At 67.2% G+C, this 26,474-nt stretch carries 25 protein-coding genes and 2 tRNA genes; 9 read left to right on the top strand and 18 right to left on the bottom strand.

All coding sequences use genetic code 11. The features are described 5' to 3' along the window. The first annotated feature begins 35 nt into the window (after positions 1–35). Both FBR43_RS06135 and FBR43_RS06130 read left to right on the top strand, forming a co-directional pair. Positions 36–974: an ABC transporter ATP-binding protein gene (locus FBR43_RS06135; RefSeq protein ID WP_136942327.1), complete on the top strand. Its 939-nt coding sequence runs from the start codon at positions 36–38 to the stop codon at positions 972–974. Then, entirely contained in the window at positions 971–1,732 is a 762-nt protein-coding gene (locus FBR43_RS06130; protein ID WP_136942326.1) for an ABC transporter permease, read from the top strand. Before FBR43_RS06135 ends, FBR43_RS06130 begins: the two co-directional genes overlap by 4 nt. A gap of 13 nt (positions 1,733–1,745) precedes the next feature. Here the strand turns inward: FBR43_RS06130 and gltB are convergent, their stop codons facing one another. From gltB to FBR43_RS06110, 4 genes are all read right to left on the bottom strand, one after another. Further along, positions 1,746–6,269 (bottom strand): glutamate synthase large subunit, encoded by a 4,524-nt coding sequence (gene gltB, locus FBR43_RS06125; RefSeq protein ID WP_136942325.1) that lies wholly within the window; start codon positions 6,267–6,269, stop codon positions 1,746–1,748. Continuing rightward, positions 6,266–7,711 (bottom strand): NAD(P)-dependent oxidoreductase, encoded by a 1,446-nt coding sequence (locus tag FBR43_RS06120; RefSeq protein WP_136942324.1) that lies wholly within the window; start codon positions 7,709–7,711, stop codon positions 6,266–6,268. The genes gltB and FBR43_RS06120 overlap by 4 nt, the downstream gene beginning before the upstream one ends. Before the next feature lie 161 nt (positions 7,712–7,872). Then, positions 7,873–8,673 (bottom strand): undecaprenyl-diphosphate phosphatase, encoded by an 801-nt coding sequence (locus FBR43_RS06115; protein WP_136942323.1) that lies wholly within the window; start codon positions 8,671–8,673, stop codon positions 7,873–7,875. A gap of 60 nt (positions 8,674–8,733) precedes the next feature. Continuing rightward, positions 8,734–9,666 carry an NAD-dependent epimerase/dehydratase family protein gene (locus tag FBR43_RS06110; protein ID WP_136942322.1) on the bottom strand — a complete coding sequence of 311 codons (933 nt, stop codon included), beginning with the start codon at positions 9,664–9,666 and terminating at the stop codon, positions 8,734–8,736. Between the two features lie 127 nt (positions 9,667–9,793). Between FBR43_RS06110 and FBR43_RS06105 the strand changes: the two genes are divergently transcribed. After that, positions 9,794–9,880: transfer RNA gene (locus tag FBR43_RS06105), tRNA-Leu, on the top strand. Positions 9,881–10,073: 193 nt separating this feature from the next. On the opposite strand, the gene FBR43_RS06100 is transcribed toward FBR43_RS06105, so the two are convergent. From FBR43_RS06100 to FBR43_RS06080, 5 genes are all read right to left on the bottom strand, one after another. Continuing rightward, a tRNA-Arg gene (locus tag FBR43_RS06100) sits at positions 10,074–10,150 on the bottom strand. A 33-nt stretch (positions 10,151–10,183) separates the two neighbouring features. Then, positions 10,184–10,639: a DUF1178 family protein gene (locus FBR43_RS06095; protein WP_136942321.1), complete on the bottom strand. Its 456-nt coding sequence runs from the start codon at positions 10,637–10,639 to the stop codon at positions 10,184–10,186. Continuing rightward, positions 10,636–11,460, bottom strand: a complete 825-nt coding sequence (locus FBR43_RS06090) for a carbon-nitrogen hydrolase family protein (protein ID WP_136942320.1) — start codon at positions 11,458–11,460, stop codon at positions 10,636–10,638. Before FBR43_RS06090 ends, FBR43_RS06095 begins: the two co-directional genes overlap by 4 nt. Further along, the gene (grxC, locus tag FBR43_RS06085) at positions 11,457–11,714 is read right to left on the bottom strand and encodes a glutaredoxin 3 (protein ID WP_136942319.1); all 258 of its coding nucleotides are present in this window, start codon (positions 11,712–11,714) and stop codon (positions 11,457–11,459) included. The genes FBR43_RS06090 and grxC overlap by 4 nt, the downstream gene beginning before the upstream one ends. 31 nt (positions 11,715–11,745) lie before the next feature. Continuing rightward, positions 11,746–12,483 (bottom strand): ComF family protein, encoded by a 738-nt coding sequence (locus FBR43_RS06080; RefSeq protein ID WP_136944062.1) that lies wholly within the window; start codon positions 12,481–12,483, stop codon positions 11,746–11,748. A 60-nt stretch (positions 12,484–12,543) separates the two neighbouring features. Here FBR43_RS06080 and FBR43_RS06075 point away from each other — a divergent pair, with 60 nt between their 5' ends. Next, positions 12,544–13,389: a class I SAM-dependent methyltransferase gene (locus FBR43_RS06075; RefSeq protein ID WP_136942318.1), complete on the top strand. Its 846-nt coding sequence runs from the start codon at positions 12,544–12,546 to the stop codon at positions 13,387–13,389. Here FBR43_RS06075 and FBR43_RS06070 read toward each other — a convergent pair. Continuing rightward, positions 13,386–13,811, bottom strand: coding sequence for a (deoxy)nucleoside triphosphate pyrophosphohydrolase (locus FBR43_RS06070; protein ID WP_136942317.1), 426 nt, complete (start codon positions 13,809–13,811; stop codon positions 13,386–13,388). The genes FBR43_RS06075 and FBR43_RS06070 overlap by 4 nt on opposite strands. 56 nt (positions 13,812–13,867) lie before the next feature. Between FBR43_RS06070 and FBR43_RS06065 the strand changes: the two genes are divergently transcribed. Next, positions 13,868–14,050: a Flp family type IVb pilin gene (locus FBR43_RS06065; protein ID WP_136942316.1), complete on the top strand. Its 183-nt coding sequence runs from the start codon at positions 13,868–13,870 to the stop codon at positions 14,048–14,050. A gap of 141 nt (positions 14,051–14,191) precedes the next feature. After that, a complete protein-coding gene (locus tag FBR43_RS06060; RefSeq protein ID WP_136942315.1) occupies positions 14,192–14,359 on the top strand; it encodes a Flp family type IVb pilin in 168 nt (55 codons plus the stop codon). Between the two features lie 87 nt (positions 14,360–14,446). On the opposite strand, the gene FBR43_RS06055 is transcribed toward FBR43_RS06060, so the two are convergent. Both FBR43_RS06055 and FBR43_RS06050 read right to left on the bottom strand, forming a co-directional pair. After that, complete coding sequence (locus FBR43_RS06055; protein ID WP_136942314.1) at positions 14,447–14,914, bottom strand: DUF3237 domain-containing protein; 468 nt, start codon at positions 14,912–14,914, stop codon at positions 14,447–14,449. After that, positions 14,911–16,380: a carotenoid oxygenase family protein gene (locus FBR43_RS06050; RefSeq protein ID WP_136942313.1), complete on the bottom strand. Its 1,470-nt coding sequence runs from the start codon at positions 16,378–16,380 to the stop codon at positions 14,911–14,913. The genes FBR43_RS06055 and FBR43_RS06050 overlap by 4 nt, the downstream gene beginning before the upstream one ends. 104 nt (positions 16,381–16,484) lie before the next feature. Here FBR43_RS06050 and FBR43_RS06045 point away from each other — a divergent pair, with 104 nt between their 5' ends. After that, positions 16,485–16,949 carry a MarR family winged helix-turn-helix transcriptional regulator gene (locus tag FBR43_RS06045; RefSeq protein ID WP_136942312.1) on the top strand — a complete coding sequence of 155 codons (465 nt, stop codon included), beginning with the start codon at positions 16,485–16,487 and terminating at the stop codon, positions 16,947–16,949. 3 nt (positions 16,950–16,952) lie between these two features. Here the strand turns inward: FBR43_RS06045 and FBR43_RS06040 are convergent, their stop codons facing one another. From FBR43_RS06040 to FBR43_RS06020, 5 genes are all read right to left on the bottom strand, one after another. Beyond that, complete coding sequence (locus FBR43_RS06040) at positions 16,953–18,647, bottom strand: acyl-CoA dehydrogenase (protein ID WP_136942311.1); 1,695 nt, start codon at positions 18,645–18,647, stop codon at positions 16,953–16,955. Next, positions 18,647–19,528, bottom strand: coding sequence for an amidohydrolase family protein (locus FBR43_RS06035; RefSeq protein WP_136942310.1), 882 nt, complete (start codon positions 19,526–19,528; stop codon positions 18,647–18,649). Before FBR43_RS06035 ends, FBR43_RS06040 begins: the two co-directional genes overlap by 1 nt. Further along, complete coding sequence (locus tag FBR43_RS06030) at positions 19,525–20,589, bottom strand: 4-oxalomesaconate tautomerase (RefSeq protein WP_136942309.1); 1,065 nt, start codon at positions 20,587–20,589, stop codon at positions 19,525–19,527. The genes FBR43_RS06035 and FBR43_RS06030 overlap by 4 nt, the downstream gene beginning before the upstream one ends. Beyond that, positions 20,582–21,256 (bottom strand): 4-carboxy-4-hydroxy-2-oxoadipate aldolase/oxaloacetate decarboxylase, encoded by a 675-nt coding sequence (locus FBR43_RS06025; RefSeq protein ID WP_136942308.1) that lies wholly within the window; start codon positions 21,254–21,256, stop codon positions 20,582–20,584. The genes FBR43_RS06030 and FBR43_RS06025 overlap by 8 nt, the downstream gene beginning before the upstream one ends. Positions 21,257–21,354: 98 nt before the next feature. Continuing rightward, positions 21,355–22,692, bottom strand: a complete 1,338-nt coding sequence (locus FBR43_RS06020; RefSeq protein ID WP_249276477.1) for an MFS transporter — start codon at positions 22,690–22,692, stop codon at positions 21,355–21,357. A 206-nt stretch (positions 22,693–22,898) separates the two neighbouring features. Here FBR43_RS06020 and FBR43_RS06015 point away from each other — a divergent pair, with 206 nt between their 5' ends. Both FBR43_RS06015 and ligM read left to right on the top strand, forming a co-directional pair. Next, positions 22,899–23,768 carry an amidohydrolase family protein gene (locus FBR43_RS06015; RefSeq protein ID WP_136942307.1) on the top strand — a complete coding sequence of 290 codons (870 nt, stop codon included), beginning with the start codon at positions 22,899–22,901 and terminating at the stop codon, positions 23,766–23,768. Between the two features lie 114 nt (positions 23,769–23,882). After that, entirely contained in the window at positions 23,883–25,286 is a 1,404-nt protein-coding gene (gene ligM, locus FBR43_RS06010) for a vanillate/3-O-methylgallate O-demethylase (RefSeq protein ID WP_136942306.1), read from the top strand. 72 nt (positions 25,287–25,358) lie between these two features. On the opposite strand, the gene FBR43_RS06005 is transcribed toward ligM, so the two are convergent. Beyond that, positions 25,359–26,474 (bottom strand): NAD(P)-dependent alcohol dehydrogenase, encoded by a 1,116-nt coding sequence (locus FBR43_RS06005; protein WP_136942305.1) that lies wholly within the window; start codon positions 26,472–26,474, stop codon positions 25,359–25,361.

Below are 26,474 nucleotides of genomic sequence, written 5' to 3'. Positions count from 1 at the left end.
AGCTAACGCGCAGCACGTTTCGCCGCGGGGACCAGATGCAGCCGATCCTATCCGTACGCGGCGTTTCCAAGACCTATGCTTCGGGCCACCAGGCGCTCAAATCGGTCGATCTCGACATTGCGCCCGGCGAAATCTTCGCGCTGCTGGGGCCCAATGGCGCGGGTAAGACGACGCTGATCTCCACCATCTGCGGGCTGGTCACACCATCGACCGGAACGATCCGCGTGGCCGGCCATGATGCGCTGCGCGACTTCCGTGCCGCGCGCCGAACGATCGGCCTCGTGCCGCAGGAACTCTCGACCGACGCTTTCGAGACGGTGCTCGCTACCGTGCGATTCAGTCGCGGCCTGTTCGGCTACGCCCGCGACGACGCGTATATCGAGCGGGTGTTGCGCGACCTCAGCCTTTGGGAAAAGCGCGACGCCAACATCATGGAATTGTCGGGCGGCATGAAGCGCCGCGTGCTCATCGCCAAGGCGCTGGCGCACGAGCCGCGCCTCCTCTTCCTCGACGAGCCCAGCGCCGGCGTCGACGTATCGCTGCGCCGCGACATGTGGAAGCTCGTGCACCGGCTGCGCGAGGGCGGCACCACGATCATCCTGACGACGCATTATATCGAGGAAGCCGAGGAAATGGCCGATCGCGTCGGCGTCATCAACAAGGGCGAATTGCTGCTCGTCGAGGAAAAGACCGCACTGATGCGCAAGCTCGGCAAGCGCGAGATGGTGATCGCGTTGGTCGAGCCGATGCATAGCGTGCCGCCCGACCTTTCCGAATGGCATCTGGCGCTCGAGGACGACGGGCACAAGCTGCGCTACGTGTTCGACGCGCAGGCCGAGCGCACCGGCATCCCCTCGCTGCTGCGCAAGCTCGCCGACATGGGCATCGGCTTCAAGGATCTCGATACGTCGAAGTCGAGCCTCGAAGACATCTTCGTCGATCTCGTCGCCGATCGTTCGGGAGCCGCGGCATGAACCTGCTCGGCGCCTGGGCGATCTACCGCTTCGAGATGGCGCGCTTCGGCCGCACGCTGGGGCAGTCGGTCATCACCCCCGTCATCACGACGGCGCTCTATTTCATCGTGTTCGGCGGCGCGATCGGCAGCCGCATCGATGCGATCGACGGCGTGAGCTACGGAGCGTTCATCGTGCCGGGGCTCGTGATGCTCACCCTGCTCACGCAGAGCCTGTCGAACGCCTCGTTCGGCATCTACTTCCCCAAATTCTCGGGCACGATCTACGAGATATTGTCGGCACCCGTCTCGGTGATCGAGCTGCTGCTCGGCTATGTCGGTGCGGCGGCGACCAAATCGATGCTGATCGGCGGCATCATCCTCGTCACCTCGACCTTCTTCGTCGACCTACAGATCGCGCATCCGGCAATGATGCTCGCGTTTCTGGTTCTCACCTCGGTGGCATTCAGCCTGTTCGGCTTCATCATCGGCATCTGGGCCAAGGGGTTCGAACAGCTTTCGCTCGTCCCCGCGCTCGTCGTGACCCCGCTCACCTTCCTCGGCGGCGCCTTCTACACCATCGACATGCTGCCCGAGCCCTGGCGAACCGTCAGCTTGTTCAACCCGGTGGTCTATCTGGTCAGCGGCTTTCGCTGGAGCTTCTTCGGCCAGGGCGACGTGGCGATCGGCATCAGCCTGGGCGCCACGCTGGGGTTCCTCGCGCTCTGCGTCGGCGTGGTGCTGTGGATGTTCCGGACGGGCTACCGCCTCAAGCCGTGAAAGTCGGTGGCGGCTATTCCGCCGCCACCGCCTCCACCTCGCGATCGTCGAGCGGCATTGGCAGCCGTTCCAGCATCTCCTTGGGCACCACCTGCCAGAACGTTTCGCGCACGCGCTCCCAATCATCGAGCAGTCCGCGTGCCCATTTGCTGTCGGTCGCATCGACATGCGCGGCGATCAGCGCCTTGAGAACGCCTACCCAGTGCTCGGAGGCCAGCCGCTGCCACACGATGCTCTCGGGATTGGCCTTGCGCGCGAAGGCGTCGTCGGGGTCGTGGACAAAAGCCATGCCGCCGGTCATGCCCGCGCCGAAATTGCTGCCCACCGGCCCCAGCACCACCGCCGTACCGCCGGTCATATATTCGCAGCCATTGGCGCCGCACCCTTCCACCACCACCTCGGCGCCCGAATTGCGCACCGCAAACCGCTCGCCCGCCTGCCCCGCGGCGAAGAGCTGGCCGCTGGTCGCGCCGTACAGCACCGTGTTGCCAAGGATGGTATTCTCGTTCGACGCGAGCGGCGACGACACCATCGGCCGCACGACGATGCGCCCACCCGACAGCCCCTTGCCGACATAGTCGTTGGCGTCGCCGAACACTTCGAGCGTGATGCCCTTGCACAGGAACGCGCCGAGCGACTGTCCCGCCGATCCGCGCAGCCGCACCTGCACGTGATCGTCGGCAAGCTTCGACATGCCGAAAGTGCGCGTGATCTCGCTCGAAAGTCGCGTGCCCACCGCGCGGTGCGTGTTGCGCACGCTGTAGGTCAGCTGCATCTTCTCGCCGCGCGAGAACACCGCGGCGGCATCGCGGATCATCTGCGCATCGAGGCTGTCGGGCACGGCGTTGCGGAACGTGCTCAGGCTGAACCGCCGCTCGGCGTCGGTCGCGTCGACCTTGGCCAGGATCGGGTTGAGATCGAGGTCGTCGAGATGCTCGGCACCGCGGCTCACCTGCCGCAGCAATTCGGTGCGCCCGATCAGTTCGTCGAGGCTGCGCACGCCCAGCCGCGCGAGGATTTCGCGCACTTCCTCGGCGATGAAGGTCATCAGGTTGATGACCTTCTCGGGCGTGCCGACGAACTTGGCGCGCAGCTTCTCGTCCTGCGTGCAGACGCCGACGGGGCAGGTGTTCGAATGGCACTGGCGCACCATGATGCAGCCCATCGCGACAAGGCTGAGCGTGCCGATGCCGAACTCCTCGGCGCCGAGGATCGCGGCGATCACGATATCGCGCCCGGTCTTGAGGCCGCCGTCGGTGCGCAGCGTGACGCGACCCCTCAGGCCGTTGAGCGTCAGCGTCTGGTTGACCTCGCTCAGCCCCATTTCCCACGGCGTGCCCGCATATTTGATGCTCGTCTGCGGGCTCGCGCCGGTGCCGCCGACGTGACCCGAAACGAGGATGACGTCGGCATGTGCCTTGGCGACGCCCGCCGCCACGGTGCCGATCCCCGCCGAACTCACCAGCTTCACGCACACGCGCGCGCGCGGGTTGATCTGCTTGAGGTCGTAGATCAGCTGTGCCAGATCCTCGATCGAATAGATGTCGTGATGCGGCGGCGGGCTGATGAGCGTCACGCCGGGCGTCGCATGTCGCAGCCTGGCGATGAACTCAGTCACCTTGAAGCCGGGCAGCTGTCCGCCCTCGCCCGGCTTGGCGCCCTGCGCCACCTTGATCTCGATCTCGTCGCAGGCGTTGAGATATTCGGCGGTCACGCCGAAGCGGCCGCTGGCGATCTGCTTGACGCCCGAATTGGCGTTGTCGCCATTTTCATAGGGCTGATAGCGGACCACGTCCTCGCCGCCCTCGCCCGACACCGCCTTGGCGCCGATACGGTTCATCGCGATCGCCAGCGTCTCGTGCGCTTCGGGCGACAGCGCGCCCAGCGACATGCCCGGCGTTACGAAGCGCTTGCGGATTTCGGTGATCGCTTCGACCTGATCGACGCTCACGCCCTCGCGCGGGAAATTGAACTCGAGCAGGTCGCGCAAATAGACGGGCGGCAGATCGCGCACGCCGCGCGCGAATTGCATGTAGGTCGAGAAACTGTCGGTCGACACCGCGGTCTGCAACAGGTGCATCAGCTGCGCCGAATATGCATGCGTCTCGCCCGAATGGCGCTGGCGATAGAAGCCGCCGATCGGCAGACTCGTCACCACGCGGTCGAACGCCGCCTCGTGCCGGTCGCTGGCGTTGACGTAGAGCGAGGCATAGCCCTCGCCCGAGATCTTAGCGGGCATGCCAGGGAACAGATCGGCCACCAGCGCGCGGGAAAGGCCCACCGCCTCGAAATTATAGCCGCCGCGATAGCTGGAGATCACCGCGATCCCCATCTTCGACATGATCTTGAGCAGCCCTTCGTCGATCGCCTTGCGATGTCGAGCGAGGCACTGATCTAGCCCAAGATCGCCAAACAACCCGCGCGCCTGCCGATCGGTAATCGCGGCTTCGGCCAAATAAGCGTTCACCGTCGTTGCGCCGACGCCGATCAGCACCGCATAATAATGCGTGTCGAGGCATTCGGCAGTGCGGACGTTGACGCTGGCGTACGAACGCAGGCCACGGCGCACAAGATGCGTATGCACCGCGGCCGTCGCGAGTACGCCGGGGATCGCGACACGGTCCTCCGACACGCTCTCGTCGGTAAGGAACAGCTCGGTCTTCCCTTCGCGCACCGCCTGTTCGGCCTGTGCGCGCACGCTGGCGATCGCCGCGCGCAGCCCCTCGGCGCCGCTGCCCGCCGCGAAGGTGCAGTCGATCATCGCCGACTGATCGGCGAAATGCGCCTTGAGCCGATCCCAGTCGTTGCAGGTCAGCACCGGACTTTCGAGCACCAGCACGCGCCCGCGCGTCGCCTCGACGTCGAGGATGTTCGCCAGATTGCCGAAGCGCGTCTTGAGGCTCATCACGTGCCGCTCGCGCAGCGGGTCGATCGGCGGATTGGTGACCTGGCTGAAATTCTGCCGGAAGAACTGGCTGATAAGGCGCGGCTTGTCCGAGATGACGGCAAGCGGCGTATCGTCGCCCATCGAGCCGATGGCTTCCTTGCCCGTCTCGACCATCGGCGCGAGGATGAGCTCCATGTCCTCGAGCGTCTGGCCGGCGGCGACCTGCCGCCGCGCGAGCTCGGCACGATCGAACCGGCAGGTCGAAGCCTCGACGGTGGGCAGGTCGTCGATCGCGATATAGCCGTCGATCATCCCGGCATAATCGAGCTCGCCCGCGATCCGGTCCTTGATCGCCGCATCGTGATAGAAGCGTCCTTCGGCCAGATCGACCGCGATCATCTCGCCCGGCCCCAGCCGCCCCTTCTCGATCACGCTCGCCTCGGACACCGGCACCATGCCCGTCTCCGACCCCACGATCAGCAGCCCGTCGGCGGTGCGCGTGTAGCGCAGCGGCCGCAGCGCGTTGCGGTCGAGCCCGGCAACCGCCCAGCGACCATCGGTCATCGCGAGTGCCGCGGGGCCGTCCCACGGCTCCATCACGCTCGCCAGATGCGCATACATCGCGCGATGCGCTTGCGGAAGGTCGCCCCTGCCCTGCCACGCCTCGGGCACCAGCATCAGCTTGGCCGTCGGCGCGTCGCGACCGGCGCGACAGATCGCCTCGAACGTCGCGTCGAGTGCGGCGGTATCGCTCGCACCTGCTGGGATTACCGGCTTGATGTCCTCCGAATGCTCGCCGAAGGCGATGCTCGCCATCTTGATCTCGTGGCTGAGCATCCAGTTCTTGTTGCCGCGGATCGTGTTGATCTCGCCATTGTGCGCAAGGCAGCGGAAGGGTTGCGCCAGCCACCATTGCGGGAAGGTGTTGGTCGAATAGCGCTGGTGGAAGATCGCGACGCGCGATTCGAAGCGCTCGTCGGTGAGATCGGGGTAGAACAGCGACAGGCTCTCGGCGAGGAACAGCCCCTTGTAGATGATCGAGCGGCAGCTCAGCGAACAGATGTAGAAGCCGCTGATCTGCGCCGCGATCACGCGGCGCTCGATGCGCCGGCGCACCAGATAGAGGTTCTTCTCAAACTCGGCTTCGTCCACCGCATCGGGCAGCGGACCGGCGATCATGATCTGCTCGATCTCGGGCCGCGTCGCCTGCGCCTTCTGGCCGATGACGCTGACGTCGACGGGCACCTGCCGCCAGCCATAGATGGTGTAGCCCGCCTCGATGATCTCGGCCTCGACGATCGTGCGGCACGTCTCCTGTGCGCCCAGATCGGTACGCGGCAGGAACACCATGCCCACCGCCAGCCGGTTGGGCAGCACGCGGTGGCCGCTTGCGACCACGGCATCGTCGAAGAAGCGGTGCGGCAGGTCGACATGCAGCCCCGCGCCATCGCCCGTCATGCCATCGGCGTCGACCGCACCGCGATGCCACACCGCCTTCAGCGCATCGATCGCGGCCTGCACCACCCGACGCGAAGGCGTCCCTTCAGTCGAGGCAATGAGCCCCACGCCGCACGCATCGCCTTCGAACTCGGGCCGGTACATGCCCTCGCGCGCCAGCCGCTCGCGCTCGCTTTCCATCGTCACGCTCATGCCGCCGCCCTCTCGCTCGCAGCCTTCGCCTTCAGCCAGGCGTGCATCTTTTCGCTCACGTCGCGCCCGTCGCGGATCGCCCAGACGACAAGGCTGGCGCCGCGCACGATGTCGCCGGCGGCGAACACGCCGTCGAGGCTGGTCATCATCGACTTGCTGTCGACACGCAGCGTACCCCAGCGATTGACGCCAAGTTCGGGCGCACCGAACATCGCGGGCAGGTCCTCGGGATCGAAGCCCAGCGCCTTGATGACCAGATCGGCGTCGAGCGTCATCGCGTTGCCCGGATCGGGCTCGGGCGCGCGACGGCCCGAGGCATCGGGCGCGCCCAGCCGCATCCGCGCGACGCGCACGCCCGACAATCGGCCATCGGCCGCGGCATCGAACGCCTCGGGCGACGACAGCCACACGAACTCGACGCCTTCCTCCTCGGCATTGGCGACTTCGCGCTGGCTGCCGGGCATGTTCGCGCGGTCGCGGCGGTACAGGCACTTCACCGATTTCGCGCCCTGCCGCACTGCGGTGCGCACGCAGTCCATCGCGGTATCGCCGCCGCCGACTACTACGACGTCGCGTCCGGCGGCATTGAGCCGACCATCCTCCCATTCGGGCACAGCATCGCCGAAGCTCTTGCGGTTCGACGCGATGAGGAAGTCGAGCGCATCGACGACACCCCGCGATCCGACGCCCGGCGCCTTGATCGCGCGCGGCTTGTAGACGCCGGTGGCGACGAGGATCGCATCGTGGCGCGAGCGCAACTCGTCGAGCGTGGCGTCGCGTCCGACTTCGAAACCCTCGTGAAACACGATGCCGCCCGCCTTCAGCCGTTCGACGCGACGCATCACTACCGGCTTTTCGAGCTTGAAGCCGGGAATGCCGTAGGTCAGCAGCCCGCCGGCGCGATCATGCCGGTCATAGACATGCACGTCATAGCCCAGCACGCGCAGATATTCGGCCGCACTCAGCCCCGCCGGTCCCGCGCCGATCACGCCGACCGATTGCCCGCGCGCCTTGCCGGGCACCAGCGGCTCGACCCAGCCTTCCTCCCACGCCGTGTCGGTAATGAACTTCTCGACCGATCCAATCGTCACCGCACCATGACCCGAGAACTCGATGACACAATTGCCTTCGCACAGCCGATCCTGCGGGCAGATGCGGCCGCAGATCTCGGGCATGGTCGATGTCGCGTTCGACAGTTCATAAGCCTCGCGCAGCCGGCCCTCGGCAGTCAGGCGCAGCCAGTCGGGAATGTGATTGTGCAGCGGGCAATGCACCGAACAATAGGGCACGCCGCATTGCGAACAGCGCCCCGCCTGCTGCTCGGCCGCCGGGCCCGCGTATCGATCGGCGATCTCGCGAAAATCCGCGTTGCGCATCTCGGCGGGTCGCTTCGACGGATATTCCTGATCGGTCGATACGAATTTGAGTGTCGGGTTATTCATGCGTCATGCCACCTGCGTTCGAGCGGCATTTACGTGCGCACATCCCCGATGTCACGCAAAATCATATCAATATGGCAGAGTGTATTACCTATTCTCTATAGGCGCGTGTCGGACAAAAGTTCTGCTGCTAATCGCATCTCCGGTTTGCAGCCGTTTCGGCCCTATCGGAGCAGAAGCCAAACTAGGGCCGTCGAACCTGCCGCGATTCGGTACCACGCAAATGGCGCGAACCCGAACCGCCCAACAATCTTCACGAACGCTTTCACGACGACCAGCGCGACCAAAAACGCGACGGTGAACCCGATGGCGATCGCGTGCAGATCGTCGAGGCTCAGCAGATCGCGGTCGGACCACAGCGCATAGACGGTGGCCGCCAGCATCGTCGGCACGGCCAGGAAGAAGCTGAACTCGGCCGCGGTCTTGCGCTCGACCCCCATCAGCAGCGCCCCCATGATCGTGGCGCCCGAGCGGCTCACGCCGGGCAGCATCGCAAGGCATTGCACGCCGCCGATCGCTGCCGCGGTCCCCGCCGGCATCGCCTCGACGCTCTCGACGCGCACGCGTTTGATTGATCGCTCGATCAGCAGGATCAGCACGCCGCCCACGATCAACGCGATCGCCACGACGATCGGCACCTGCATCACCGCGCGGATCGCGTCATATACCAGTACGCCGACCACCATCGCCGGCAGGAACGCCAGCAGGATGTTGCGTGCGAACCTCCAGCTATCGGGCTGCCGCTCGATCAATCCCATGCCGATTCCCCAGAACCGACGCCAATAGGCCACCAGCACCGCCAGGATCGCGCCCAGCTGGATCGCGATCTTGAAGGTGATCGAGCTTTCGTCGGTAAACCCGAGCAACTCGCCCGCAAGGATCAGATGGCCCGTCGAGGACACCGGCAGGAATTCGGTCAGCCCCTCGATCAGCCCGAGCAGCACGATGGTCAGAAGGTCTTGCATGCCCGTGATGCTCCGCGGGTAAAGGGATGCCGCACGACACGCGCCGGCTGTCGGCTGCGGTCAGACCGCGGTCTTGCGCCCGAACCGCCCATGGCGGCGGAAGCGAACGAGCCAGCCAGGCGCAACCGCCCCCATCGGCGTCGGCGTGACGCCGAGCGCCGCCAGGCCCTTCGCACCGTCGGCGACGACATTGTCGCGCTGGAGCATCAGCCACTGATCCTTGGTGATCGGCGCGCCCGGCAGGAAGCCGAGCGATGCGAGCGCCGCCCCCGCCGCATCGGGCAGCCCGGGCATCGGCGGCGTGCGGCCGATCTGGTCGCCGATCCAGCGATAAAGGTCGGCCATGCTGAGGATATCGGGACCGCCCAGCTCGTAGGTCTGTCCGCCATGCCGCCCCGCATCGGCGATCGCCGCCACCACCGCGCGGGCGACGTCGTGCACATAGACCGGCTGGAAGCGCGCCTCGGGCTTGAGCACCGGAACGATCGGCGCGGCGGCGATCATGCCGGCGAAGCGGTTGATGAACTGGTCCTCGCGGCCGAACACCACCGAGGGGCGCAGGATCGTGGCAGCCGGAAACGCCTCGCGTACCACGCCCTCGCCCTCGGCCTTGGTGCGGGCATAGCGTGCGGGGCTCGCCGCATCGGCGCCGATCGCCGAGATATGGACGAGCGAGTGTGCCCCTGCCCCGGCCGCTGCCGCCGCGATGGCACGCGCGCCGCGCACGTTGATCGCGTCGAACTCGGTGAAGGTGCCGACCAGGTTGACGACCGCGTCCGAACCGGCGGCCGCGCGCGCGACCGTCTCGGGCCGCGTCACATCGACCGCGACGAACTGCGTCTGCCCGAGGCCACCCAGCGGCTTCAGGAACCACGCACGGCGCGGATCGCGCTGTGCGATGCGCACGCGCGCACCCTGCGCCAGCAACTCCTGCGCGACATAGCGCCCGAGAAACCCGCCGCCGCCGAACAGCGTAACCAGTGCGTCCTTCATTCCATTCCCCGTGGCATCGCCCGTGTGCGAGCGCCCAAATGCCCGCTGCGAGGCCAAACGGCAAGGCTCGCGCGAAGCCAGTTGACAACCCCGCCGAACCTCCCCTAGAGGCGCCGGCCTACCCCGTGCCCAGATGGCGGAATTGGTAGACGCACCAGCTTCAGGTGCTGGCGCTCGCAAGGGCGTGGAGGTTCGAGTCCTCTTCTGGGCACCATTTTTCCTCCGAGGCGGATGGCCCGGGGCTTAGAGGCGAATCTAAGTCCGCCGTGGCTGGGAATTACCGGCGAGCTGGGCCGATATATCCACGTCGGTCGAAACCAATCATGTCAACGGCGCGCGCCAGACCGGCCGCGAGCAGCAGGGCTAACCGCCTCGTCCCACGCCGCAACCCGCCGTCGCGCAAGCGCTGGTGCCCCCGGAGAGACTCGAACTCCCGACCTGCGGTTTAGGAAACCGTTGCTCTGTCCTGCTGAGCTACGGGGGCTTTGGGCCGGCCTAGGTCAGCGCGCCCGGCGCGTCAATTGCGCGCCCGGGGCGGTACGACGGGGATCAGCAGCGGGGCCACCGGCACGCCCTCCTCGGCCAGCGCGCGCGCCTGCTCGCGCGTCGCTTCGCCGTGAATGGGCGCCTGCTCGACATCGCCCAGATGCATCGCGCGCGCCTGATCGACGAAAGCCGTGCCCACCCAGGTCGATGTTTCGAGCGCCTTCGCCTGCGCATCGGCGATCGCGCGCAGCGCTGCCTTGATCGCCTCGGGCGGCGGCGCGCCCGGCATTGCAGGGGGCGGCGCAGCCGCGGCGCGATTGCTCTTCGGCGCTACATTCGGTGCCATCACCGCTTTCTCGATCGCCGCGTCGCCGCAAACCGGGCACGCGATCAGCCCGGCGCCTCGCTGTTCGTCGAACGCAACCGACGAGGCGAACCACGCCTCGAACACATGGCCGTGCGTGCATCGCAGATCGAAGACGATCATGCCGCAACCTCGACCCGCGGGATGGCGCGGCGGTGGCGCAGCACGGCGATCCGGTTGCGCGCTGCCTCGATCGCGCCGGGATCGCACGTCACGGTCGCGAGCCCCGGCGCCTCGCCCATGTCGAGCAGCACCTCGCCCCACGGATCGACCACGAGCGAATGCCCCCATGTCTCGCGGCCGTCGGCATGGCGACCGGTCTGCGCCGCGGCAACGACGAACGCGGCATTCTCGATCGCGCGCGCGCGCAGCAGCGTCTCCCAGTGCGCGACACCCGTCGGCCGCGTGAATGCCGCTGGCACCGCCAATATCGTGGCACCCGCGTCGGCGAGCGCGGCATAAAGCGCGGGGAATCGCAGATCGTAGCAGATCGACAGGCCCAGCCGGCCCGCCGGGCAATCGACCGCGATCGCCGCGTCGCCTGCTCCGTACGCCGCCGATTCGCGCCAGCGCTCGCCTTCGCCCACATCGACGTCGAACAGATGCAGCTTGTCGTACCGCGCGCGAATCGCGCCCGTCGCGTCGATCACGAAAGCGCGATTGGCGAAGCGCCCTCCCTGCCCCTGCACGGCGAGCGATCCGAGATGCACCCAGATCCCCGCGCGTGCCGCCGCGTCGCGCGCGGCCTGCAGCACCGCATCGTCGGTCTCGGCGACGATCGCGCCCGCCGCACGCACACGATCACGATCGAGCAGGTTCGACATTTCGGGCGTGAACAGCATCGCGGCTCCCGTCTCGCCGGCCTCGCCGATGGCGGCTTCGATCGTCCGGGCATTGGCGGCCGGGTCGATGCCCGCCTGCATCTGGAGCAGCGCGAGTTTCACGGCGCCAATAAGGGGTCGAGCCCGCCGGCCCTGTCGAGCGCGGCGAGATCGTCGGAACCGCCGATATGCTCGCCGTCGATGAAGATCTGCGGCACCGTCGTGCGACCCTGCGCGCGCTGGATCATCTCGGCGCGACCGGGGCCGCCCATCGTGATGTCGTGCTCGTCATAGACCGTGCCCTTGCTGTCGAGCAGGCGCTTGGCGCGCGTGCAATAAGGGCAGAAGGCCTTGGTGTAGATTTCGATCTTAGCCATCTGCCCGAGGTGTGGCGGCATGGCGTGGTTGTCAATCGCCCGACGGCGCCGCGACGCGCGCCCAGCACAGGATGGTCACTCCCGCCGCGCCTGCCGCCAGCAGCGCGCGGGTGCATCCTTCGGCAGTCGCACCGCTCGTATGCACGTCGTCGATCAGCAAAATCTGGCGCCCCGCGATCGTAGTGGCGTGCCGCGGCGCAACCGCGAAGGCGCCGTCGAGCACGCGGCGGCGCCGTGCGGCCCCCAGCCCCTCGAGCGGCGGTGTCGCGCGCGTTCGCGCCAACGCATCGGGTAGATGCGGCAACCCGCTTAGCCGCGCGATCTCCGCTGCGATCAGCCCCGACTGATTATAGCCGCGCGACCACAGCCGCCCACGGTGGAGCGGCACCGGCACGGCGATCTGCGCGTCGCAAGGCACCAGCCGCTGCATCAGCCGCGCGACCGTGGCGGCATGCGCGATGCGCCCGCCATATTTGAGTTTGAGCACCGTCGCGCGCGCGACGGCGCCGTACTCGACCGCTGCTCGCACGCCGCGATGCTGCGGCGGAGACGCCGCGCACGCCGTGCAATAGGCCGTACCGCCCGGATCGAAAGCGAAGGGCGCCGCACAACCCGCGCACCATGGCGGCCCGAGAAAACGCAGCTGCGGCCAGCACTCGGCGCAGAAACGGTGGTCCGCCAGCGTGACCGCGGCACACGCCGGGCAGCGTGGCGGCAATGCCCAGCCCGCCAGCCCCCTCGCCAGCGAAACGGCCGATCGCCGTACGATGGGCGCGAGCGCGATCACACGCCCCTTGTTGTCGCTCGGCGCGCGCGGCACAAGCCGGCCATGTCGCAAGCCGAACCCTTTGTCCGCGCGCGCCGCCGCCTGCGCCGCGATCGCGCCGCTCCCGATTTCGCTGGCCACGGCTTCCTGCGCGATGCGATGCTCGATGGCATCGAGGATCGGCTGGCAAGCGTCACGCGGCGGTTCGAGGCCATGCTCGATCTGGGCTGCCATGACGCCATCTTCGCGCCAGGCGGGACAAATCGCGTCTTGCGCGCCGATGCGGGTTTCGCCTTCGCGCGCGCTGCGGGCGGCATCCAGTGCGACGAGGATCGCCTGCCTTTCGCCGATGCGAGCTTCGATTGCGTCGTGTCGGCAGGCGTGCTCGATCAGGTCAACGACGTGCCCGGTGCGCTGACGCTCATTCGCCGCATCCTGCGCCCCGACGGGCTGTTCCTGGGCGCCTTCGTCGGCGCGGGCAGCCTGCCGGTGCTGCGCGCCGTGCTGCTCGAGGCCGAGGCCGATCGCGCCGCACCGCGCATCCACCCGCAGATCGACGTGCGCGCCGCCGGCGACCTGATGCAGCGCGCGGGCTTCGCGCTCCCCGTCGCCGATGTCGAGACGCTGACGGTGCGCTACCGCTCGCTCGGCACGTTGCTCGACGATCTGCGCGGCATGGCCACCACCAGCCTGCTTGCCGGCGCCCCGCCGCTGTCGCGCGCCACGCTCGCGCGCGCTGCCGATGCCTTCGCCGCGCGTGCCGATGCCGATGGCCGCACCGCCGAAACCTTCCGCCTCGTGTTTCTCACCGGCTGGGCGCCCGACCCCTCGCAGCCCAAGCCGGCACGCCGCGGCAGCGGCAGCGCATCGCTTGCCGAAGCGCTGCGGACGCCGGGCAAGCGCGTTTAGAGCAGCGCCTCGAGCAGGCCGATCAGCGGGCGGTCGGCGGGGGGCATGGGTAGGCGGTGGAGTTCGACCGGGCGCACCCAGCGCAGCGCGGTCGCATGGCGCGCGTCGGGCACGCCCGCCCATTTTCGGCAGGCGTACAGCAACAGCAGCAGATGCCGATCGCCGAGCGTTTCGCTGGCGAACACGGCGGGTGCCAGGCATGCCGGCGTCACGTCGATCCCCAGTTCCTCGCCCAGCTCGCGGATCAGAGCGGCCTCGGGCGTTTCGCCTGCCTCGACCTTGCCGCCCGGAAACTCCCATAGCCCGGCCATCGGGGTGCCCGCTGGGCGCTGCTGCACCAGTACGCGCCCATCGCTATCGACCAGCGCAGCGGCGACGACGATCAGCAGTGGCCGGGCGGTATCTGGAGCGGTTGCAAGCACTTCGTTAATCCTTCCTGTCTATCCCTCCGGTCGCAAGCGCAACGACGGGGCATGAAATGCGTCAATGGCTGGATCTGGCGCAACGCCTGCTTGCGGACCGGCGCGCCGCCACTGCGGTGGAATACGGCCTGATTCTCGCACTGATCGTCATCGCGATCATCGCCAGCATCATGTCGGTCGCCGATGTCACCACCGACATGTGGGTCAACGTCAACGATCGCGTCGCCGCCGTAAGCTGAGCACCGCGATTAATTCTTCCGCGGCCGCTCGCCCATAAACCTTTTCTAAACCGCCGACCGCCTATTCCCGCTTCTGCTGCTTCGGGTTTCCTACCCCCGGATCAGCCGGGTGTTTGAAGCTTTGAACCGATGGAGACCGGAATGCAGACGATTCGCAAGATTTTCCGCAACAACAAGGGCGCGACCGCCATCGAGTACGGCCTGATCGCCGCGCTGATCGCCGTCGCCGCGATCGCCGCGATGCAGGGCCTGGGCAACAACCTGAAGAAGACGTTCAACAACGTCTCGTCGAACATGATCGCGACCTGATCGCGTCGTTCGAAGCAAGCAGGAAGGGCGGCGGAACCCGGGTTCCGCCGCCCTTTCGCTTGTGCCCCTGCCGCGTGTCGGACGGCCTCAGGTCACACGCCATACCCAAAGCTTGATCGACAACGCGTAGCGCGCACCCGCGCAGACGAACACGCTGCGATTGAGCCAGTCATATTTGCCCGCCGGCGCGATGAACTCGGGAATCGTGCGGAAGTAATAGTCGGCCGGATCGACATCCTCGCCGCGCCCCAGCCGCTGCATGACCTCGGGCGGACCATGGCGCAGCCCGCGATTGCGGATCTGGATGACCACGCCGTCGTCGGTCTGCATCGCATAGGTGGCATCGGCCACCGTCACGCCATCGGCCCGCGTCACCTGCCAGTCGGCCCCCTGCCCGATCAGCGTGCCACGGATGTGCGGTCCTTCGACCGGACCCGAGAATATCGGAATGATCCGCCGCGCGCCATCGGGCGTGTCGCCGATCGCGATCGGCTCGCCCAGCGCACCGCCGGCCTCGTAGACGAATTCGAGGCCGGGCATGATCGGCTCGCTCATGCCGCCAGCCCGATCTCGGAGGCATCGGCCCAGTTGCCGTGCAGCCCGAAGCGCAGACGAACGGGAATGCGGATCTCGGCGATCGGGCCCTTGGCGATATCGAGCGCGTCGAACAGCAACAGGTCCGATCGCTGCTCGTCGAGCCGGTTGCAGACCTGCACGATCCAGCCATCGCCCTCGGGCGCGTCGGCGCTGCGCGGAATGAAGCACGGCTCCTGCAACGACGAGCCGGGGCCGCACCACCATTTCTGCTCCTCGCCGGTCTCGTGGTCGATCATCCCCAGCGAGTTCATGATGAGCCCGCCGGCACTGCCGCCCTTCAGTTCGACGGGCTTCTCGCCGTCGACCACCAGCATCCAGCCATAGCGATAGGGGAGCCCCGTGCGGCGCTCGTCGATGCGCGGGAACTCGCCAAACATCTCGGTCAGGCGCGTCACGCTCTCGAACGCATCGGAGTTCGAGGCCATGTCGACCGTCCAGCGCGTGAGATAGCTCATGCCCTCCACCGGATTGAACGGCTTGCCCTCGATATCGGGGAAGAAGGGGAACATGTTGTTGGTCGCCTCGGGCGTGTCGAAGTGGATCTTCGTGCCGTCCTGAAAGGCGTTCATCACATGGCTGGCGAAGCAGTTGTCGCGCTTGAACCAGCGAATGTCCTCGGCGGTCGCATCGGCGCGGCGCGGCAGCACGCCCAGATAGACGGGCAGCTTGGTATCGAAGCCGAAATGCGGCAGCCCCTTCTCCAGCCGGTCCCAGCTCGACGTGCTCGGCACGACGTGGAACAGCGCATAATCGGGCGTGATCGCGAAGTCGTGCATCATGCAGTAATAGGGCAGCTCGAACCACAGCTCCTGCTTGAGCTCGCCTTCGGGCGAGACGACATAATAGGTCATGTCGCGCGTCAGAAGTCCCTTGGCGGCATAGCCGAAGGCGATCATGTCGCCGGTCAAGGGATCGACCTTGGGATGCGCAGTGAAGGTCTGCCCCGTCATCGCGCCGTTGAACCAGGTATAGCCCTCGGTTTCGAGCGTGGCGGGGTCCATCACCAGCGCGGGGCTGTCCTCCTTCAGCGCGTATAGCTTGCCGCCATAGATGAAGGCGTTTGTATTGGCGGTGCCGCGGATCTTGCCCTTCACCGCCTCGTCATCGGTCAGCGGATTGCGATAGGCGCCGAACAGCGCCTTGCCCGCTTCCTTCTCGAGCTTCCACTTGTCGGTCTTGGCCCAGCGCTGCTTGAAGTCGCACTGGCCGTCGTGAAAACGGAACATCGTAATCATGCCGTCGCCGTTGAACGCGATGTCGTCGCCCAGGCGCGGCGCGAACTGCGGATCGGGCTGCACGCGATAGAAAGCGCCGTTCAGTTCGGGCGGGATCGCGCCCTTCACGTCGAGGTCGGCGATATCGGCCTCGACGCGCGACGGCGTGTTGAAGCCGGTGAACGAAGGCGTGTCCGGAAAATGCGCCACGGCCGATCCTCTCATGTCTTGCGTTGCGCGAATTGTATGCAAGACAGACAGTTTTTTCAAGCCGCCGCATTGACCGTCCACGGGCTTGCCCGCAATCTGTCGCGATGCACAGCAGCGCCCGAAAGATCGCCGCCAACGCCGAGGACGACGCCGATATCGGCGGAATCGACGGTATCGTCGGCTTCCACATTCGCCTCGCGCACGGCGCCGTCTATCGCCATTTCACCGAGACCTTCGTCGATCTCGAACTGACGCAGAAGCAGGTTTCGGTGCTCTGGCTGATCGATGAGCATCCCGACATCGCGCAGGCCGATATCGGGCGGCGGCTCCAGATGGATCGCGCCACGGTGATGGCGATCGTCAACCGGCTCCAGAAGCGCGGCTTCGTCGAACGCGGCGCCTCGACCGGCGACCGCCGCCGCCAGACGCTGCACCTGACGTCTACGGGACAGGCCGCGCTGGCGCAGGCGCGCGCCAGCGTGCTCGAGCATGAGGCGTGGCTCAAGTCGCGCTTCACCCCGCGCGAGGTTGCGCTGCTGATCGACCTGTTGAAGCGCATCCACGAATAGGGCTCAGGCGAGCAGCGCCTCGAAGCCTTCGTGCCAATGCTCGCCCATCACGGCCAATGTCGCCAGACGCCCGACTTCGGCAGGTAGCTCGGCAAGGTGGAAGCGCGCAGCCGCGGCGAGCCGCCGTCCGGTTTCGTCCTGCCCCGCGTCGCGCGCCAGCCGCAGCGATACCCAGCCGCCAACCAGCAGCCCGCAAAGATCGAGGAACGCCACCGATCCCGCCTCGGCGTCCCGCGCGCGCGCCTGCCAGCCCGCAAGCACACCGGCAGTCGCTTCGAGCCGGTTGAGCGCGTCCGAAAGCGCCCTGCCCTGATCGCTCGCGTCGCAGTCGGCGCGCGCCGCCGCGACGAAGCGTGCCAGCCCCTCGCCACCATCGCGCCACAGTCGGCGATGCACCATGTCGAGCGCCTGGATGCCCGTGGTGCCCTCGAACACCGCGAACACGCGCGCATCGCGCAACCGCCGCTCGACGGGCCATTCGCGCGTATAGCCCGCCCCGCCCAGCACCTGCACCGCTTCGCTCGCCACGTCGAAGGCAAGCCGCGCCGATCCGTCCTTGGCGATCGGCAGCAGGAACTGCGCCAGCGCCATCCAGCCCGCGCGCTCGCTTTGGGGGCCCCGTTCGGCGAGGTCCATCGCGCTCGCCGCCATCAACGCGATGCCGCGCGCAGCCTCGATCCGTCCGGCCATGCGCAACAGCTGGCGCTGCACATCGGCATGCGCGACGATCGCCACCGGTGGCGCACCGGCATGGCCGCCCTGCCGCCGCTCTTGCGCATAGCTTAGCGCCGTATCGAACGCCGCCTCGGCGACGCCGACGCCCTGCGGCGCGCAGGAAAGCCGCATCGCCAGCATCATCTGGAACAGCGTCTGCAATCCACGCCCCTCGGCGCCGATGAGCATGGCCGCCGAATCCTCGAATCCCATCACGCAGGTGGGCGATCCGTGCAGCCCGAGCTTCTCCTCGATCCGCCGCACCGTCACGCCGTTGGCGCCACCGTCGTCGCGCAAATCGGGCACCAGAAACAGGCTGAGACCGCGCACGCCCGGTGCGTTTGAACTGCGCGCCAACATGCAATGGCCGATGCGCGTGGTCAGGTCGTGATCGCCGAAGCTGATCCAGCATTTCTCGCCGGTCACGCACCAGCCGCCTTCGCCATCAGCCACGGCGCGCGTGCGGATGCGCGCCACGTCCGATCCGGCATCGGGCTCGCTGATGCAGATCGTCGCGCCCCATTCGCCGCTGGCAAGGCGTGGTGCCCATTCGGCAGCGATCTCGGGCGCCGCCTCGGCGAGCATCGCTGCTGCCGTACGATTGGGCGTTGCCAGCATCGCGAAGGCGGGCGAGGCGCGGTTGAACACCTCCTCGCACGCCGTCGTCAGCGTCAGCGGCAGGCCCTGCCCGCCCAGCGCCTCGGGCAGCGACAGCGTCAGCCAGCCGTCGCCCGCGAAACGCTCCCACGCCGCGCGATGCCCCGGCGGCGTCACCACGCGCCCGTCGATCAGGCGCGCACCCACGGCATCGAGCGTCGCGTCGAGCGGATCGATCACGCCTTCGGCCATGCGTGCCGCCTGTTCGAGCACCGCATCCCACGTCTCGCGATCGACGCTGTCCGGTGTCGCCGCTTCGAGCGCCGGCAGGAACGGCGTCACCGCCAGATGGCGCGAGAGCGCCGCGACCTGGCGCGCATAGCCCATCAGTCGGCCCAGTAGAGCCGCATCGGATTGTCGACGAGCAGCTTGCGCTGCGCCTCTTCGGTCGGCGCGATGCGCGGGATCATGTCGACCAGCGCGCCATCGTCGGGGATCGCATCCTGCATGTTGGGATGCGGCCAGTCGGTGCCCCACAGGCAGCGATCGGGATAGTCGGCGACCAGCGGCGCCACGGCCTCGGCAAACGCATCCCAGGGCGGTCCCGCCGCATCGAGCCGATCGGGGCAGGTCGCCTTGAAATGCACGTCGTCGCGCGATTCGAGCAGGCGGCGGAACGCACGCATGTCCGGCCCGTCGGGCCCCTGCGTCACGTCGGGCCGGCCCATATGGTCAATCACCAGCGGCACGCGGATGGCGTCGAGAAAAGGGCGCAGCTCCTCGAGGATATCGGCCTCGAAATAGACCACGACATGCCAGCCCGCGGGCAGCCGCGTGGCGACTTCGAGAAAGCGGTCCTTGGGCGCATCGTCGACCAGCCGCTTGAGGAAATTGAAGCGGATGCCGCGGATGCCGCCCGCGTGCAGCGCGTGGAGCTCCTCCTCCGAAATGCCCGGATCGACCACCGCGACGCCGCGAGCGCGCCCGTCCGACTGCGCGATGGCATCGAGCGTGGCGGCATTGTCGGTGCCGTGGCAGCTCGCCTGCACGATGACGTTGCGCGCGAAGCCCAGCCGGTCGCGCAAGCCGAACAGCATGTCCGGCCCCGCATCCTGCGGCAGATATTTGGCCTTGGCGCTGAACGGGAAGCGATCGGCGGGACCGAAAACATGGCAATGCGCGTCGACGGCACCCTCGGGCGGCCGGTAGCGCGGCCGCGGCGGATCGAGCGTCCAGCTGCGGATACGACCCTCGCTGTCGACGCTCATGCGAATACCTCTCCATCCATCAGCTTGCGCGCAGTGCGCAGCATTCCCGCTTCCACCGGCTTGCCCTCGCCGTCCACCGTCACGATGCATTCGGTCACGCCCGTCGGATGCTCGACGCCGATCGTCTTGCTGTCGCCGTCGGGCACCTTGGCCACGGCCGCGGCGGGCGATCCCTCGATCAGGCACGCCGTCGCCACGCTCACTGCCCCAAGTACGCCGATCGAGGCGTGGACGCGGTGCGGGATCAGAGATCGCACCGCGATGCCGCCGCCGCCTCGCGGTGCCGAGACCAGCATCATCTTGGGCACCGATTTCTCGGCAACGTCGCCCAGGTTCATGAGCGGCCCCGCCTTCAGCCGGATCGCCTCGACCCTCGCCTTCATGTCGTCGTTACCATCGAGCGTCTCGCGATCCTCGTCGCCCGCGATGCCCACATCGCCGGCGGCGATCACCACGCACGGCATGCCATTGTCGATCAGCGTGCACGCCACGCCCTCGATCTCGTCGACCGCGTTACCCGTCGGCAGCAGCGCACCGCATGACGAGCCGGCGGTATCGCGGAACGCCAGCGGTATCGGCGCCGCGGTACCCGGCACGCCGCTGATCGCGGCATCGCCAGCATAGGTGACGGCACCGCCGGGCGTCTCCACCGTGGCGATGGCGACCTGCCCGGTATTATCCATATGGATCGCCACGCGCGTGCGATCGCCGCTCGCCGTCACCAGCCCGCGCTCGATCGCGAAGGGGCCGACGCCCGCCAGCATGTTGCCGCAATTCTGGCTGTCGCTGACGATCGCCTGATCGACGAACACCTGGAGGAACAGATAGTCGACATCGACGCCTTCGCGCGCCGATCTCGATACCACCGCCACCTTGCTCGTCAGCGGATCGGCCCCGCCCATGCCGTCGATCTGGCGCGGATCGGGCGAACCCATCACGCGCAACAGGAAGGCGTCGCGCTCGGCAGCGTCGGCGGGCAGATCTTGGCCCATGAAGAACGCGCCCTTCGAGGTGCCGCCGCGCATCCACATGCAGCGCACGCCTGCCCCGCCGTCACTCATAGCGCAGGCCCAGCGCCTCGAGCTTGCCGCGCATGTCATAGATGTCGAGGCCAAGCTCGCCCGCCGCCAGCCGCTGGCGCTTGCTTTCCTCGTTCGCCTCGCGCGCCTGCGCGGCTTCGAGCACGCGCGGCGCATCGGCGCGCTTTACCACGCACACGCCATCATCGTCGGCGACGATCACGTCGCCCGCCTCGATCGCGGCCCCGGCGCACACGATCGGCACGTTGACCGACCCCGGCGTCGCCTTGACCGTGCCCTGCGCGAACACCGCCTTCGACCAGACGGGAAAGCCCATCGCCGTCAGGTCGCGCACGTCGCGCACGCCGGCGTCGATCACCAGACCGCGGCAGCCGCGCGCCATCGCGCTCGTCGCCAGCAGATCGCCGAAATAGCCGTCGAGGCAGAACGATGTCGGCGCCAGCACCAGGATGTCGCCATCGTGCAGCTGCTCGATCGCGACATGCACCATCCAGTTGTCGCCCGGCGGTGCCGAGATGGTCACGGCCGATCCGGCGATCCGCGCGCCCGGATAGATCGGTCGCATATAGTGGCCCAGCAGGCCGATCCGGCCTTGCGCCTCGTGCACCGTGGCGACACCGGCGGCGCCCAGCCCGTCGATCACCGCGCGGTCGGCGCGCTCGATGTTGCGGATCACGCGTCCTGCCATGTGCTGCTCCTCTAGCGATGCCTGCCGCGCTAGCCGTCACGGCGGCGTGCGGCCCAATCCAATATGCGCGGTCGCGATAGGTTTTCGGCAAGTCCGCGCTATTTCGCGGTGTCGAGCCGCAGCCGCACGCCTGCCAGCGCCACCGCCGCGATCGCCGATCCCAGCCCCAGCGTGATCGCGACGCCCGCCAGCGTCATGCCCGAATCGAACAGGAAACCGGCAAGGATCGGCGACAGCGCCGACCCGCCGCGCCCGATGCCGATCGCGAACCCCGTCCCCGTCGCGCGGACATGCGTGGGGAAGGCGCGCGCGAAGATCGTGTACAGCCCCACGATCGCGCTGTTGGTGAACAGCCCCGACGCGCAGGCAAGGATCGCAAGGCCGCCGAGCGACTGCACGCCCGCCGCGCCGAACAGCCCCACCATTACCGCCGAAATCGCCAGCACCACCAAGGTCAGCTGCTTGAGCGCGAAACGCTGCGCCAGCATGCCGAAGACCGCGCCACCCACCGCACCGCCAACATTCGCCCACACCAGCACGCTCGCCGCCTGCGATGCGGGGAAGCCGAGATCGGTGACGATCGCGGGCGTCCATTTGAGAATGAAATAGAAGCTCACGATATGCGCGAAATAGGCGATCGTGACGAGGATCGTGGTGCGCCTCAGATCGGGCCCGAAGATGTCGCGGATCGACGCGCGGTCCTCCTCGGGCGTCGGCGCGGGCAGCGCCGCGACGGTGCGGTGGCCCATGCGCGCAAGCGTGCGGTTGATCTTCGCCAGCGCGTCGGTCGGGCGGCGCGCCATGGTGAATTGCACCGGCTCGGGCACGAAGAACCAGACGAGCGGGATGAACAGCGCCGTCACCAGCGCGCCGAACTCGAACACCAGCCGCCAGTCGCCGCCGCGCAGCAGCAGCGATGCGACCGATCCGCCGATGACCGCACCCAGAGGATAGCCGATTACCATCAGCGCCAGGGCGATGTTGCGGCTGCGCCTGTTCGAGAACTCGGCCGCCGCTGCGTTGATCGCCGCCAGCATGCCGCCGATGCCCAGCCCCGTCAGCACGCGCCATATCGACAACATGGTGAGGTTCGAGGCGGTTGTCACCATGAACATCCCGAACGCCATTACCACCAGGCAGCCGAGGATCATGTTGCGCCGGCCGATCCGGTCGGTCACGCCGCCCAGCAGCACCGATCCGATCGCCATGCCGATGAGCTCCATCGACAGCACGATGCCCAGCGCCGCGCGATCAATGCCCCATTCGGCGGCGATGCCGGGCGAGGCGAAGCTGATCGACAGCACGTCGAACCCGTCGAGCGCGTTCAGGCCCACGGTGATCGCCACGGCTGCGATCTGGAGGCGACTCATTGGCGATTCGTCGATGATGACGCGCGGATCGTCGATGGCGGCGGCGCCCTGCCCGGCTGTGCTCATGCAGTCACGCCCGCTTGCATCGGCGTGCCGGCGGCGGCGCCACGTCGCCTAGCGAGTGCGACACCATCGACAAAGAGCATCCTCGTTCCCTCGAACCTGTTTGTATGCAAGACTAACCGATAATCGGTGCGAGGCGAGCGGAAAATGCGCGTCCTCGCCACCGCCATAGCCGAGCGATCGGCCCGACAGGAAGAGGTGCGCCACCCATGCCGATCGACCCCGCCCGCGTGCAGGCCATCGACGTCCACGTCCATGCCGAAGTCTCGTGCCACGATCCCGAAGACCCGGTGATGGCCAAGTTCTTCGATGCCGCATCGGCCTATTTCAAGGCCGATCGCAAGCGCCCCACCATCCCCGAGACGATCGCCTATTATCGCGAGCGCGAGATCGCCTTCTGCCTGTTCACCGTCGATTGCGAGAGCGGCATCGGCGCCAAGCGGATCAGCAACTACGAAGTTGCCGACATCGCCGCCGAGCATGACGACATCGTCATCCCCTTCGCCTCGATCGATCCGCGCAAGGGCAAGCTCGGTGCGCGCGAGGCGCGCGATCTGATCGAGAATCACGGCGTCAAGGGCTTCAAGTTCCACGGCATCATGCAGGATTGCCACCCGGCCGATCGCGTCGCCTATCCGATCTACGAGGTGATCGCCGAATATCGCCTGCCTGCCATCTTCCACACCGGCCATTCGGGCATGGGCACCGGCATGCGCGGCGGCGGCGGCGTGCGGTTGAAATATGGCCAGCCGATCCTCATCGACGATGTCGCGGTCGATTTCCCCGACATCAAGTTCATCCTCGCGCACCCCAGCTGGCCGTGGACCGACGAAAGCCTGTCGATGGCGCTGCACAAGGACAATGTGTTCATCGACCTTTCGGGCTGGTCGCCCAAATATTTCCCGAAGCAGGTGATCCAGTACGCAAACACGCAGCTCAAGCACAAGATGATGTTCGGCAGCGACTGGCCGCTGATTCGGCCCGACAAATGGCTTGCCGCAGCACAGGAAGCGGGTTTCCGCGACGAGGTGCTGCCGCTCATCATGAAGGACAACGCCGTGCGCGTGCTGGGGCTGTGAGGCTGCGCGGCTGACGACGAAAACCGTTTGCGTTGCATACAGATTATTTTATGATGGCGCCAGGCTTTCGGCGCGCGCCCGCACTGGCGGGGCAGCCAATTTCGGAGAGGATCGATGGCAGACAATCTCGAAACCGTCTTGAACAACGCGGGCAACCCGGTTGAAATGCTGCGCAATTCGCAGCTCGGTGCCTATGTATATCCCGTCGTCGCGCCCGAGTTCCACAACTGGCGCAGCGAGCAATGGGCGTGGCAGCATACGGCGGTGCTGTTCGACCAGTCGCACCACATGGTCGACCTGTTCATCCGCGGCAAGGACGCGCTCAAGCTGCTGACCGACACGATGATCAACAGCCCCAAGGGCTGGGCGGTCAACAAGGCCAAGCAGTACGTCCCCACCACGCCCTATGGGCATGTCATCGGTGACGGCATCATCTTCTGGCTCGAGGAGCAGGAGTTCGTCTATGTCGGCCGCGCGCCGGCGGCCAACTGGCTGATGTTCCATGCCGAGACCGGCGGCTACGATGTCGAGATCGTCAAGGACGACCGCTCGCCCTCGCGCCCCATGGGCAAGCCGGTGAAGCGCATCAACTGGCGCTTCCAGATCCAGGGGCCGAACGCCTGGGCGATCATCGAGAAGCTGCATGGCGGCCCGCTCGAGCAGCTCAAATTCTTCAACATGAGCGAGATGAACATCGCCGGCCGCAAGGTCCGCACGCTGCGCCACGGCATGTCGGGCGCGCCGGGCCTCGAAATCTGGGGTCCGTATGACGAGCAGGACGAGATCCGCGCCGCGATCCTCGAAGCCGGCAAGGAATTCGGCATCGTGCCCTGCGGCAGCCGCGCCTACCCGTCGAACACGCTGGAGAGCGGCTGGATCCCCTCGCCGCTCCCCGCCATCTACACCGGCGACAAGCTCAAGGCCTATCGCGAATGGCTGGGCGCCGACAGCTATGAGGCGACGGGCTCGATCGGCGGCAGCTTCGTCTCCGACAATATCGAGGATTATTACCTCAATCCGTGGGAGCTCGGCTACGGTCCGTTCGTCAAGTTCGACCACGATTTCCATGGCCGCGAGGCGCTCGAGAAGATCGATCCCGCTGCACAGCGCAAGAAGGTGACGCTCGCCTGGCACCCCGAGGACATGGCCAAGATCATGGCCTCGCTGTTCGATCCCGATGGCGACCAGTACAAGTTCTTCGACGTGCCGCTCGCCAACTATGCCTCGTCGAACTACGACGCGGTGCAGGATGCCGATGGCCGCAACATCGGCCTGTCGATGTTCACCGGCTACAGCTTCAACGAGAAGCAGGCGCTGAGCCTCGCAACCGTCGATCCCTCGGTCGAGGTGGGCACGGAGGTCCGCGTGCTGTGGGGCGAGGAGAATGGCGGCACCAAGAAGACGACGGTCGAGCCGCACAAGCAGCTCGCGGTGCGCGCCATCGTCAGCCCCGTGCCCTATTCGCGCGTCGCGCGCGAAGCCTATCAGGCCGGCTGGCGCACGACGCAGCCCGCCTGACACAAAAAAACCGTCCGCCCCCACAGCGGGGCGGACGGTCCTTTCGAATGACCAGCGATTGTCGCTGTCCGGTCAGTCGGCGGGCATCACCAGCACGGGCTTCACCACGCGCCCGCTTTCGCTCGCCTCGATCGCCTTGTCGATGTCGGCGAAATCGAACGTCTCGATCAGCGTCTCGTAGGGGAAGCGCCCCGCCAGATGCAGCTCGATCAGCTCGGTCAGGAACGGCGCGATGTCGCTGTCACCGCCTAGAATGCCCATCACCGTGCGCCCGCTACCCATGAACGCCGCTTCGTTGAGCGAGAGCATGTCGGCCGGGTCGGACGCGCCGACAATACCCATCACGCCCTTGGGTGCCAGCAGGTCGAACCCGTCCTCGATCACCGATTTCACGCCCGTCGTGTCGAACACATAGCCCACGCCGCGCGGACACAATTGCTTGATCTTGTCGATCGCGCCGTCCTTAGCGTTGAAGGCGTGCGTCGCGCCGAGCTCGCGCGCGGTCGCCAGCCGGCTGTCATGCATGTCGACCGCGATGATCGGGTCGGCGCCCGCCACCTTCGCCGCCATGATCGCCGCCATGCCCACGGTGCCCGCGCCGAACACCACGATCGGCAGGCCCTCGCGCACCTTCATGCTGCGCAGCACCGCACCCGCGCCCGTCATCAGGCCGCAGCCGATCGGCGCCAGGCGTTCAAGCGGCAGGTCGGCGGCGGCATCGGGCACGCGCACCACGTTGCGCTGATGCGCGATAGCATGCGTGGCGAAGCTCGACTGGCCGAAGAAATTGCCGCCCACGGGCTCGCCTTCGCGCATGATCGTCGGCGATCCGTCGGCGCGCCGCCCGCTCCAGTTGTGCGGGAAGAAGTTATAGCAATAGGTCGGCGCGTCGGCATCGCAGCTCGGGCATTCGCCGCAGCTGTTGAAGCTCATCACCACGCGGTCGCCGGGCTTCGCCGCCGTCACCGCGCTGCCCACCTCCTCGACGATGCCGGCGCCCTCATGCCCCAGCACCGCCGGCAGCTCGACGGGCAGCTGGCCGTCGCGCACCGCCAGATCGGTATGGCAGATGCCGCACGCGACGATGCGGATGCGCAACTCGTCGGGCTGCAACGCGGCCAGCTCGACGGGCTCGATCGCGAAGGGGGCGTCGTGGCCGCGGCAGATGGCGGCGTGTGCGTGCGTCAT

The organism is Sphingomonas baiyangensis, assembly GCF_005144715.1.
Classification (GTDB): Bacteria; Pseudomonadota; Alphaproteobacteria; order Sphingomonadales; family Sphingomonadaceae; genus Sphingomonas; species Sphingomonas baiyangensis.
The sequence above is the reverse complement of the archived record's forward strand: the minus strand, read 5'-3'. Positions and strand labels throughout refer to the sequence as shown.